Origin of the sequence: Serratia sp. BNK-23 (assembly GCF_047456145.1) — a bacterium.
Classification (GTDB): Bacteria; Pseudomonadota; Gammaproteobacteria; order Enterobacterales; family Enterobacteriaceae; genus Serratia; species Serratia nematodiphila.
In genome coordinates this window covers 4,908,727-4,920,429 of the sequence record NZ_CP179900.1, presented here as the reverse complement: position 1 = coordinate 4,920,429, position 11,703 = coordinate 4,908,727, and the positions used below count along the sequence as shown (strand labels likewise).

Genomic DNA, 11,703 nt, shown 5'->3' with positions numbered 1-11,703 from the left:
CACGCCTTTCGAAAAGCGACGATGGAAGAAGCACAGGCATTTGAAAACCAGGTTCTGGAAAAGCTGAACGCGGGCAAAACGGTGCGCAGCTTCCTGATCGCGGCGGTAGAGCTGCTGGCGGAAGCGCTCAACGTGCTGGTGGTGCAGGTATTCCGCAAGGACGACTATGCGGTGAAATATGCCGTCGAACCGCTATTGTCCGGCAGCGGCCCGCTGGGGGAGCTGTCGGTGCGCCTGAAGCTGATGTACGGGCTGGGGGTGATTTCCCGCCACGAATATGAAGACGCCGAGCTGCTGATGGCGATGCGCGAAGAGCTGAACCACGACGGTTCGGAATACCGCTTCGTCGACGACGAAATCCTCGGGCCGTTCGGCGAGCTGCACTGTGTGGCCGCGTTGCCGCCGGTGCCGACCTTCCTGCAGCCGGGCGAGGCGGATGAAGCGCTGATCGCCATGCAGCGTCAGCGCTATCAGCAGATGGTGCGCTCCACCATGGTGCTGTCCATTACCGACCTGATCGCCGGCATCGGTGCCAAACAACCTTCCCGACTCTCTCCTCTCGGCCGCGGCTAAGCGAAGGCCGCGCGCCATTCGTCGAACAGCAACCACAGCGCGGTGGCGGCCATCAGCCCGGACATCACGCCGTTGAAGGCGCGCAGTTTCCAGGTGACCCGCAGCGCGTTGCGCAACCGGTCACCCAACACCGCCCACAGCAGCACGCACGGCAAGTTCAGCAACGCGAAACCGGCGATGATAGACAGCGTATGGACAAAGGTGGCGCCTTCGCGCGGGGTGAACAGGATCGCCACGTTGATCACCATCAGCCAGGCCTTGGGGTTGACCGCCTGAAACAGCGCGCCGTTGAGCAGGCTCATCGGCTGCGCCTGCTCTTTGGCGTCCGGCGAGGCCGCCTGAAACAGTTTCCACGACAGCCACAGCAGGTAGGCGCAGCCGATCACCGCCAGCGGGAAGCGGATGACGCCGGCCCAGCTCAGCGCCAGCGCCAGCAGCGGGATAATGATCGCCAGCTGTACTGCACAACCGACGCAGATGCCGAACAGCATCGGCAGGGTGCGGCGCAGGCCGAAGTTGACGCCCGACGAGGCCAGCAGCAGGTTGTTGGGGCCGGGGGTGATCGACATGACGGTGACGTAGCTGACAAAGGCGGAGTCCAGCATGGCAGGTTCCTTGAAAATGACGGTGATAACGAGAGGATCAGCATAATCGCTGCGATGGGATGGTGACAGAACCACAAATCGGATATTGTCATGGTTACAGTTGTGTGAAATGTAAACTGTACCCATTGCCTGGAGAGAAACTGTGACCTTGCTCGATGAAACCCCGGATACCCGTTACCTGCAGCTGGCGGATACGCTGGCCGAAGCCATTCGCCGCGGCACGCTGCAGCCCGGCGACCGCTTGCCTTCGGTGCGGCGCTGTGCGCAAACCCATCGCGTCAGCATCAATACCGTGGTGTCGGCTTACCGCACGCTGGAGGATCGCGGGCTGATCGAAGCGCGGCCGCAGTCGGGGTTTTATGTCCGCAGCACGCTGCCGGCGCTGAAGATGGCCTCGGCGCCCAGCGGCCGCATCGAACCGCCGGCGGACGACGTGCTGGCGTTGATCGATACGGTGTTCGCCGCCCAGCAGAACCCGGCCTTCACCAACATTGCGCTGGCCTGCCCGCAGACCAGCGATTTCTATCCCGGCGGCAAACTGGGGCGCATGCTGTCTTCCCAACTGCGCCGCCAGCCGGGTCTGATCGGACAATATCCGTTGCCGCCCGGCAGCCTGCGGCTGCGTCAGCAGATCGCCCGCCGCTCAATGACGCTCGGCATGCTGTTGGAGCCGGGCGACGTGGTGTTGACCCACGGCTGCATGGAGGCGCTGCAGCTGGCGCTGCGCGTTACCACCAAACCGGGCGACTGCGTCGGGCTGGAGTCGCCGACCTACTTTTATCTGCTGCCGCTGCTGGCCAGCCTGGGGCTGAAAGCGCTGGAAATCCCTACCGATCCGCAGCTGGGGCTGTCGTTGGACGCGCTGGAGCTGCTGCTGAACGAGAAGCGGCTGAATGCGGTGATCGCCATGCCGACGGTGCAAAACCCGCTGGGTTGCACTATGCCGCTGGCCGCGAAAAAGCGGCTGGCGCGGCTGATGAACGATCATCAGGTGCCGTTGATTGAAGACGGGCTGTATGCCGAGATCCAGTTCGGCGGGGCGCTGTCGCCGGCGGTGAAGGCGTTCGATCGCGACGGCTGGGTGCTGTTTTGCTCCAGCTTCACCAAAACGCTGGCGCCGGATTTTCGCGTCGGCTGGATCTGCGGCGGCCGTTTTCACGAGGCGTTGCGCAAGCTGAAGGCGGTGTCGTCGATGTCCGAGTCGCAGCTGCTGTCGGAAACGCTGGCGACCTTCCTGGAGAGCGGCGGCTACGATCACCATTTGCGCAACCTGCGCAAGCGCTATGCGGCGCAGGTCGACGAGGCGAGGGCGCTGATCGCCCGGCATTTCCCGCGCGGCACGCTGGCCACGCAGCCGGCGGGCGGCTTCGTGTTCTGGGTCGAATTCCCCCCCGGCGTGGACAGCGTGGCGCTGTTCCATCAGCTGCTTGAGGAGCAGATCTGTTTGACGCCGGGCACCCTGTATTCCCCGAGCGGGCGCTACCGCAACGCGCTGCGGCTCTCTTGCTGCTACCCGTTCAACGCGCGCTACACCCAGGCGCTGGCCCGGCTCGGCGCCAGGGCCTGCGAGATGAGCGGCCTGCCGCCCGGCATTGCGCAGGACGGGTAACGGCGCGCGCCTTTTGCTACAATGCCGGTATCATTGATTAGCGTGCCATTTTGGGCACAACGGGCCAGAGACCATGAAAGAGAAAGAAAAGGCAGAGATCAAGCGCCTGAGCGACCTGCTGGACGCCTTGAACCACAAAGACGCCACCGTGATCCAACAGGGCAACCCTGAGTTGATCGCGCAGCACACCAAAGAAAAAGAGAAGCTGGCGGCGGAGATCGAGCGCCTGAAAAACGTGCGCGGCGAGAAGCTGAGCGCCGAAGCGCAGAAGCTGAGCAAGCTGCCGTTCAGCCGTGAAATCACCAAGAAAGAGCAGGCCGATATGGGCGCGCTGAAGAAAAGCGCACGCGGGCTGATCGTGGTGCACCCGATGACCGCGCTGGGCCGCGAGATGGGCCTGAAAGCGGTCACCGGCTACGCCAAGAAAGCGTTCTGAATCCCGGGCGTCAGACCTTGGTGGTGAAATACGCCTTGGTCTGATAGGGCACGGTGACCGTGTCCTGGCCCCGCAGTTCCTCTTCTTCCGCCACCAGTTGGCGCAACCGATCGATAACCTGCTCCTGTTGCGCCTGCGGCAGCGCGGCGATAAAGCTGGTTGAACGTACCCGGTTGTAGATCACGTCCTCCACCGCCCCCCGGTGGCCGAGCATAAACACCTGCTCCTGCAGCGGTTCAAAGCCTTTGAACGGGAAGAATTTGCGCCATTCGCCGGTATAGAAACGCGGCGCATCGCCTTCGTGGCTATCGACGATCTGATTCAGTTTACGCACCCAACCGACGCGCGCATCGCGCATGTTCCACACCAGGCCGAGTTTGCCGCCGGGCTTGAGAATGCGCTGGATTTCCGCCAGCGCCTGCGGCGTGGCGAACCAATGGAAGGACTGGGCGCACACCACGGCATCCACCGACTCGTCCGGTAGCGGGATCGCGTCGGCGGTGCCCGCCAGCGTTTTCACCTGCGGCAGCGCCGCCGACAGTTTTTCCAGCATTTGCGGCACCGGTTCGACGGCGATCACCTGCGCGCCGGTTTCCAGCAGGCGCGGGGTGAACTTGCCGGTACCGGCGCCGAGATCGATGACCGTCATGCCGGCGTGCAGGCCGATGACGTCACGCAGCCAGACGGCGATTTCCGGCGGGTAATCCGGCCGGCCTTTCACATAGCGATCGGCATTGGCCTGATAGCCCTCGGCGGCGGCGTGATGAATCGAATGGGTCGGGGTGGTCATATCCTGGCTCCTGGCTGAAAAAACGTGCGGCTACAGTATAGGCGGAAGAAAAGGGTTAACGCGGCATTCGGCGCACGTTTTTCATTTTCCGCTCGCGCGTTCAACGGCCGAGCAGGCGGCGGTTGAAATCCTCAAGGCGCCCTTCGGCGAGCCGCGTGAGCATGGTCTTGCTCCAGCTGGCGGAGAGGCCGGCCACCGCCAACAGACGGCGATACTGTTCCGCATCGAACGGCATATGCCAGGCGATGGCGATGGCTTCGGCCACCGACACATCGCTGTTGCGCGCCGCCAGCGCCAGCGGGCGATCGCCGCTGACCGCGCCCGGCGACACCACCCGATACAGCCAGCCGCAGCGGCCGCTTTGCTGCATCAGCACCGAAATGTCCTCGATGGCGAAGTGATAATTGAGCTTGAAGCACGGCGAGCGCGGCTGGGTGACCTGGATCAGCGTCTCGCCCCAGCGGAAGATGTCGCCCATAAACACATTGTGTTCGGTCAGCCCTTCGGTGGAGATGTTCTCGCCGAAGGCCGGGGCGCAAAACTGCTCGGCCTGCGCCGGAAACTGCTCGCGCCAGTGGGCATAATGCTCGCGCGGGTAGTGACACAGCGCGCGGTCCGGCCCGCCGTGGTAGCTTTTTTCGGCCTGTTCGTCGCCTTCCAGCCCGAGCTGCGTGAGCCGGATGGCGCCATCCACCTGGCGTTTGGCGATGGCGCTGGGGCGCCCGCCTTCATAGGGTTGGATGCTGCCGATGTAAACGTCTGGGTGATGCATGTGCGCCTCCGTGTCTCGCGTCGAGGGCTCAGCATAGCCTGAGTTGTGCCCGTACACTACCCGGCGTTTACCTGTACGGAAGGATGTGTTTTTCCTGTCTATATTTAGGCTTTTATCGTCGAGAAAAAACCATGCGTTTCATTGTATTGAGGCATGCGGAGTCAGAATGGAACCGCTCGGGGATTATTCAGGGGCGAAGTGACAGTCCGCTGACAGAAGAGGGGCGACGTCAAATCGCTGGGCTTGGCGCTCGCTTGCAAATGTTATCGGTCACTTTGTTGATCAGTTCACCGGCTGGTCGGGCTTTTACGACAGCGGAGACGTTGGCTGAGAGATGTGGCTGCACTGTGCAAATGGATGAGCGTTTGCAGGAGCAAGATTTTGGCCGACTGGAAGGATTATCTTATGCGCAGGCCATGCGCGATTATCCAGAAGCGACGCAGTGCCTCTTTGCCGGTAAGGCAGAGGCGTCGGCTCCGGGAGGGGAGAATGCTTATGAGGTTGCCTGGCGCCTGATGGCTTGTCTGTCCGATCTGGCTGTCGATGGACAAAATCAAACGCTTGGTGTTGTTACGCACGGCCATGCTCTGCAGGCACTGATTTGGTGGCTTAAAGGGGCTGACCCGCAGGAGGACCTCCGCAGATACGGTCATCGCAATTGCGGCTACGCAATGCTTGATGCGACCGCCTCTGGTTTTAATTTGTTGAATTGGGGAGTCGCGACCCACCTGTTGCCACAAAGATAGGGCGAGGAACGGATATTCCTCGCCTGCGGGCGTCAGAAGGTGGTCCAGTTCTCTTCCGCTGCGGCGTTGGCGGCCGCGGGTTTTACGGCCGGCGCTTTCGGCGCGGCGGCTTTCACGGCGGCGGGTTCGGTCTGCTCCGCCAAACGGAACACCGAAACGCTCTGCAACAGCATGTCGGCCTGCTCTTCCAGCGAATCGGCGGCGGCGGCGGACTCTTCCACCAGCGCGGCGTTCTGCTGGGTGGTATGGTCCATTTCGACGATCGCCTGGCCAATCTGGGCGATGCCGCGCGTCTGTTCATCGGAGGCGGCGGCGATCTCGGCCATGATGTCGCGCACGTGGGTAACCGAGCGGACGATCTGCTCCATGGTATTGCCGGTGCTTTCCACCAGTTCGGTGCCGGTTTTCACCCGGCTGACCGATTCGGCGATCAGCCCTTCGATCTCCTTCGCCGCTTGGGCGCTGCGGCTCGCCAGGCTGCGCACTTCGCTGGCGACCACCGAGAAGCCGCGTCCCTGTTCGCCGGCGCGCGCTGCTTCCACCGCGGCGTTGAGCGCCAGGATGTTGGTCTGGAAGGCAATGCCGTTGATCAGGGTAGTAATTTCGGCGATACGCTGCGAACTGCTGGAAATATCGCGCATGGTGCTGACCACGTTCTCCACCAGCTTGCCGCCCTGTTGCGCGGTCTGCGAGGCGTCGGTGGCCAGCTGATTGGCATGATGGGCGTTGTCGGCGTTCTGTTTCACCGTGGCGGTCAGCTGTTCCATGCTGGCGGCGGTTTCCTCGACCGCCGCCGCCTGCTGCTCGGTGCGGGAAGAGAGATCGGTGTTGCCGGCGGCGATTTCCGCGGAGGCGGTGGAGACCTGGCTGACCCCCATCTGGATCTTCTCAATCATGGTGCGCAGATTTTGGCTCATCGCCGCCACCGCGTTCAGCAACTGCCCCAACTCATCGCGGCGGGTGCTGGTCTGCGCCTGGCGCAGATCGCCGCTGGCGATGCGTTCCGCCATCGCCAGCGTACTTTGCAGCGGACGGGTGATCTGCAGCGTGATGCGCCAGGCGATAAGCACTCCGGCGATAATCGCGATCAGGGTGGTGATGCCCATCTGCAGCTGCGCCAGGTTGATGTTGCTGCGCGTCTGCGCCAATTCGTCCTGCATAAAGGCGTTCACCAGCGTGCCGATCGCTTGTGCGCGTTCACCGAGCTGTCGGCTGATCTGCTGCTCGTGCTCATAGGCCGGCAGGTAGGCCGCGATACGGTTTTTGTAATCGTCCAGGGCGGCCAGCAGCGGCTGCAGCTGCGGGCGCTGCGCGTCGCTGACCCGGCGGCTCAAGGCGTTGGCCGCGTCGCGCGCGTCGTCGATGGCCGCCATCAGCGGCGCTTCGGTTTCCTTGTTCAGGCTCAGCAGCAGACCGCGCGCGCCGTAGCGCACCTGGGTCAGCTTCTGGTTCAGCTGGATGAAGGCCAACTGCAGATCGCCGTTGGTGAGCTGGCGCTCCACCTGGCTCAGGCTGGCCTGCACTTCCGACATGTTCCAGCTCTGGCGCACCGCGTCTTTCGCCGAGACCGCCTGCTCAAAGATTTTTTGCTGTTGCTGATATTCCCCAATCAGCGTCACCAGACGCTGCAGATCCTTGCGGCTTTGGGCGTCCCAATCCAACGCCTGGCCCTGGTCTATCAGTTTGACGGCGTTATCGATATTGGCGCGGTTGTTCTGCAGATACTCCGGCTGGTAGGTCTGGCCGTACATGGCGCGGTTGTATTTGGCCTGGTTGATCTCCTCGTTCAGCCGGTTGCTGAAGTCGATGCGATCGGCGCGGGATTCGATGATGTGCAGATATTGCGCTCCGGTGCCGGCGATGACGACCGCCAACAGCAGCAACAGCGCGAAGCCGAGGCCGAGCTTTTTACCTACGGTGAGATGGGTGAACTTTCCTGCCAATGCTTGCAATGCCGCCATAGCGTTTTTCCTTCTCCGGGCGAACGTCAATTGAACAAACCATCGGCAGGAAGTGGTCAAACTTTAGCGGATTTCAGGCAAAAAAATACCCGCCGGCGGCGGGCATCTTCATCAACGGGGGCGAATTACTTCTTCGCGGCGAAGCGCGCGGCGGCTTCATCCCAGTTGACCACGTTCCAGAACGCCTTGATGTAGTCAGGGCGTTTGTTCTGATATTTCAGGTAGTAAGCGTGTTCCCACACGTCCAGGCCGATGATTGGGAAACCGGATGCGCCGGCGACGGCTTCGCCCATCAGCGGGCTGTCCTGGTTGGCGGTAGACACTACGGCCAGCTTGCCGTCTTTCAGCACCAGCCAGGCCCAACCGGAACCGAAGCGGGTGGCTGCGGCTTTCTCGAACTCTTCCTGGAATTTCTCAACGCTGCCGAAATCGCGCTCGATGGCCGCTTTCAGATCGCCGCCCAGCGTGGTGCCGGTTTTCAGGTTTTTCCAGAAGAAGCTGTGGTTGGCGTGGCCGCCGGCGTTGTTACGCATGAAGGTGCGTTTGTCGGCAGGCACTTTATCCAGATCCTGGATCAGCTCTTCAACGCTGTATTTGGCCAGCTCAGGGTAGGCTTCCAGCACGGTGTTGGCGTTGTTGACGTAGGTCTGGTGGTGTTTGGTGTGATGGATTTCCATCGTCTGCTTGTCGAAATGCGGTTCCAGTGCGTCGTAAGCGTACGGCAGGGATGGCAGTGAATAACTCATAATCATCATCTCCAGTGGTGTATGGGCGGCGCAAAGGGCGAGCACCGCGTAAGCAGTCGGATCATTATAGTTAATTAAATGATATTGAAAATGATTATCAATGCCCTGTGAACTGTGTGGTTAATGAACAAATCGTTGCGTTAACATGCTGATAGAAGAGGGCGCTGGGGTGCCGCGTCGAACCGCCGCCCCGGCGCGTTGGTTACTCTCTATACTGTAGGGAGCGCCAACGCCGAAATGTATCGAAATGTGCCAATGCGTTCACTGAATGAGCACGAGTGTGTAACAACCACAAGCACGCTGTGGTAATATGGCCGGCGTTCGTAGCAAGCATAACAACAGTGACATTCGCGTTTGCCGCGCTAGCGGGCAGGCGCATTTGAACAATGTGACAATCGAGAGTAAAGGAGACCCCCATGCAGGTCAGCAGAAGGCAGTTCTTTAAGATCTGCGCTGGCGGTATGGCAGGAACGACGGTGGCCGCGCTGGGCTTTGCCCCCGAAGTGGCGTTGGCGGAAACCCGGCAGTACAAACTGCTGCGCGCCCGCGAGACCCGTAATACCTGTACGTATTGTTCCGTCGGCTGTGGGCTGTTGATGTACAGCCTTGGTGATGGCGCCAAAAACGCCAAAGAAAGCATTTTCCATATCGAAGGGGATCCGGATCACCCGGTAAACCGCGGCGCGCTTTGCCCGAAAGGCGCCGGCCTGGTTGACTTCATCCACAGCGAAAGCCGCCTCAAGTACCCGGAATACCGGGCGCCAGGGTCGGACAAATGGCAGCGCATCAGCTGGGACGACGCCTTTACCCGCATCGCCAAGCTGGTGAAGGAAGATCGTGACGCCAACTTCATCAAAACCAACGACCAGGGCGTTACCGTCAACCGTTGGCTGACCACCGGCATGCTGTGCGCCTCGGCCGCCAGCAACGAAACCGGTTTTCTGTCGCAAAAATTTAGTCGCGCTCTCGGCATGCTTGCCGTAGACAACCAGGCGCGTGTCTGACACGGACCAACGGTAGCAAGTCTTGCTCCAACATTTGGTCGCGGTGCGATGACCAACCACTGGGTTGATATCAAGAACGCGAATTTGATTATCGTCATGGGCGGTAATGCGGCGGAAGCGCATCCGGTGGGGTTCCGCTGGGCGATGGAAGCCAAAATACACAACAATGCCAAGCTGATCGTGATCGATCCGCGCTTTACCCGAACCGCATCGGTGGCGGACTTCTACACGCCGATCCGCTCCGGGACCGACATCGCTTTCCTGTCGGGCGTGTTGCTGTATCTGATGACTAACAACAAATTTAACCGCGAATACGTCGAGGCCTACACCAACGCCAGCCTGCTGGTGCGGGAAGACTTTGCCTTCGAAGACGGCTTGTTCAGCGGCTACGACGTGGAAAACCGCAAGTACGACAAAACCACCTGGAACTACCAGTTCGACGAGAACGGCTTCGCCAAGCGCGACGTCACGCTGCAGGATCCGCGCTGCGTGTGGAACCTGCTGAAGCAGCACGTGAGCCGCTACACGCCTGACGTGGTGAGCAACATCTGCGGCACGCCGAAGGACGATTTCCTCAAGGTGTGCGAATACATCGCCGAAACCTGCGTGGCGGATAAGACCGCTTCGTTCCTGTACGCCCTGGGCTGGACTCAGCACTCGGTCGGCGCACAGAACATCCGCACCATGGCGATGATCCAGCTGCTGCTCGGCAACATGGGCATGGCGGGCGGCGGCGTCAACGCGCTGCGCGGCCACTCCAACATCCAGGGGCTGACCGATCTCGGCCTGCTGTCGCAGAGCCTGCCGGGCTACCTGACGCTGCCGTCGGAGAAACAGACCGATCTCGAGACCTACCTGAAGGCTAACACGCCGAAGGCGCTGCTGCCGGGCCAGGTGAACTACTGGGGCAACTACCCGAAATTCTTCGTCAGCATGATGAAGACCTTCTACGGCGACAAGGCGCAGAAGGACAACAGCTGGGGCTTTGACTGGTTGCCGAAGTGGGACAAAGGCTACGACGTGCTGCAGTACTTCGAGATGATGGCGCAGGGCAAGGTCAACGGCTACTTCTGCCAGGGCTTTAACCCGGTGGCGTCGTTCCCGAACAAAAACAAGGTGGTGGCTTCACTGTCCAAGCTGAAGTTCCTGGTGACCATCGATCCGTTGAACACCGAGACCTCCAACTTCTGGCAGAACCACGGCGAGTTCAACGAAGTGGATCCGTCGCAGATCCAGACCGAAGTGTTCCGCCTGCCGTCCACCTGCTTCGCCGAAGAGAACGGCTCGATCGTCAACTCCGGCCGCTGGCTGCAGTGGCACTGGAAAGGCGCGGACGCCCCGGGTGAAGCGCTGAACGACGGCGAGATCCTGGCGGGCATCTTCAGCCGCCTGCGCGAGATGTATGCGCGCGACGGTGGCGCGGTGCCTGAGCAGGTGCTGAACATGACCTGGGACTACCTGACGCCGGACAACCCGGCGCCGGAAGAGGTGGCGCAGGAGAACAACGGCAAGGCGCTGGCGGATCTGCTGGATGCCGACGGCAAAGTGCTGGTGAAAAAAGGCGAACTGCTCAGCTCGTTCGCGCAGCTGCGCGACGACGGCACTACCGCCAGCGGCTGCTGGATCTTCGCCGGCAGCTGGACGCCGGCCGGCAACCAGATGGCGCGGCGCGACAACGCCGATCCGTCCGGCCTCGGCAATACGCTGGGCTGGGCCTGGGCATGGCCGCTCAACCGCCGCATTCTGTACAACCGCGCCTCGGCGGATCCGCAGGGCAAACCGTGGGATCCGAAACGCCAGCTGTTGGAGTGGGACGGCGCCAAGTGGGTCGGGGCCGATATCCCGGACTACAGCACCGCCGCGCCGGGCAGCGACGTCGGGCCGTTCATCATGCAGCCGGAAGGCATGGGCCGCCTGTTCGCCACCGACAAGATGGCGGAAGGGCCGTTCCCTGAACACTACGAGCCGTTCGAAACGCCGCTCGGCACCAACCCGCTGCACCCGAACGTGGTGTCCAACCCGGCGGCGCGCGTGTTCAAGGACGATCTGGCGGCGATGGGCAAATCCGACAAGTTCCCTTACGTCGGCACCACCTATCGTCTGACCGAGCACTTCCACTACTGGACCAAGCACGCGCGGCTGAACGCCATCGCCCAGCCGGAACAGTTCGTGGAAATCGGCGAAAAGCTGGCGGAGAAGAAGGGCATCAAGCAGGGCGATACCGTGAAAGTCAGCTCCAACCGTGGCTACATCAAGGCCAAGGCGGTGGTGACCAAGCGTATTCGCACGCTGCAGGTGCACGGCCAGGAAGTCGACACCATCGGCATCCCGATCCACTGGGGTTACGAAGGGGTGGCGAAGAAAGGCTTTATCGCCAACACGCTGACGCCGTTCGTCGGCGACGCCAATACGCAAACGCCGGAGTTCAAGGCGTTCCTGGTCAACGTGGAAAAGGTGTAAC

General features: G+C 61.5%; 10 protein-coding genes. 5 read left to right on the top strand and 5 right to left on the bottom strand.

Features of this window, described 5'->3' with window-relative positions; genetic code table 11:
• Positions 1 to 21: 21 nt before the first annotated feature.
• The gene (locus tag ACMGF9_RS23370) at positions 22 to 573 is read left to right on the top strand and encodes an MltR family transcriptional regulator (RefSeq protein ID WP_016929575.1); all 552 of its coding nucleotides are present in this window, start codon (positions 22 to 24) and stop codon (positions 571 to 573) included.
• On the opposite strand, the gene ACMGF9_RS23365 is transcribed toward ACMGF9_RS23370, so the two are convergent.
• Positions 570 to 1,178: a LysE family translocator gene (locus ACMGF9_RS23365; protein ID WP_015376165.1), complete on the bottom strand. Its 609-nt coding sequence runs from the start codon at positions 1,176 to 1,178 to the stop codon at positions 570 to 572. The genes ACMGF9_RS23370 and ACMGF9_RS23365 overlap by 4 nt on opposite strands.
• A 142-nt stretch (positions 1,179 to 1,320) precedes the next feature.
• Here ACMGF9_RS23365 and ACMGF9_RS23360 point away from each other — a divergent pair, with 142 nt between their 5' ends.
• The gene (locus tag ACMGF9_RS23360; RefSeq protein WP_033652304.1) at positions 1,321 to 2,787 is read left to right on the top strand and encodes a PLP-dependent aminotransferase family protein; all 1,467 of its coding nucleotides are present in this window, start codon (positions 1,321 to 1,323) and stop codon (positions 2,785 to 2,787) included.
• 73 nt (positions 2,788 to 2,860) lie between these two features.
• Positions 2,861 to 3,223, top strand: a complete 363-nt coding sequence (locus tag ACMGF9_RS23355; protein ID WP_063918266.1) for a YibL family ribosome-associated protein — start codon at positions 2,861 to 2,863, stop codon at positions 3,221 to 3,223.
• 10 nt (positions 3,224 to 3,233) lie between these two features.
• On the opposite strand, the gene ACMGF9_RS23350 is transcribed toward ACMGF9_RS23355, so the two are convergent.
• Positions 3,234 to 4,013: a class I SAM-dependent methyltransferase gene (locus tag ACMGF9_RS23350; protein ID WP_021504151.1), complete on the bottom strand. Its 780-nt coding sequence runs from the start codon at positions 4,011 to 4,013 to the stop codon at positions 3,234 to 3,236.
• A gap of 100 nt (positions 4,014 to 4,113) precedes the next feature.
• A complete protein-coding gene (gene yiiM, locus ACMGF9_RS23345; RefSeq protein ID WP_088381113.1) occupies positions 4,114 to 4,785 on the bottom strand; it encodes a 6-hydroxyaminopurine reductase in 672 nt (223 codons plus the stop codon).
• A gap of 131 nt (positions 4,786 to 4,916) precedes the next feature.
• On the opposite strand from yiiM, the gene ACMGF9_RS23340 reads away from it, so the two are divergent.
• Entirely contained in the window at positions 4,917 to 5,531 is a 615-nt protein-coding gene (locus ACMGF9_RS23340; RefSeq protein ID WP_031299772.1) for a histidine phosphatase family protein, read from the top strand.
• A gap of 32 nt (positions 5,532 to 5,563) precedes the next feature.
• Here the strand turns inward: ACMGF9_RS23340 and ACMGF9_RS23335 are convergent, their stop codons facing one another.
• The gene (locus ACMGF9_RS23335; RefSeq protein ID WP_380692289.1) at positions 5,564 to 7,492 is read right to left on the bottom strand and encodes a methyl-accepting chemotaxis protein; all 1,929 of its coding nucleotides are present in this window, start codon (positions 7,490 to 7,492) and stop codon (positions 5,564 to 5,566) included.
• A gap of 125 nt (positions 7,493 to 7,617) precedes the next feature.
• Positions 7,618 to 8,238 carry a superoxide dismutase [Mn] gene (gene sodA, locus ACMGF9_RS23330; protein WP_004934003.1) on the bottom strand — a complete coding sequence of 207 codons (621 nt, stop codon included), beginning with the start codon at positions 8,236 to 8,238 and terminating at the stop codon, positions 7,618 to 7,620.
• A gap of 416 nt (positions 8,239 to 8,654) precedes the next feature.
• Here sodA and fdnG point away from each other — a divergent pair, with 416 nt between their 5' ends.
• Complete coding sequence (gene fdnG / locus ACMGF9_RS23325; RefSeq protein WP_118892606.1) at positions 8,655 to 11,702, top strand: formate dehydrogenase-N subunit alpha; 3,048 nt, start codon at positions 8,655 to 8,657, stop codon at positions 11,700 to 11,702.
• The last annotated feature ends 1 nt before the right edge of the window (position 11,703 follow it).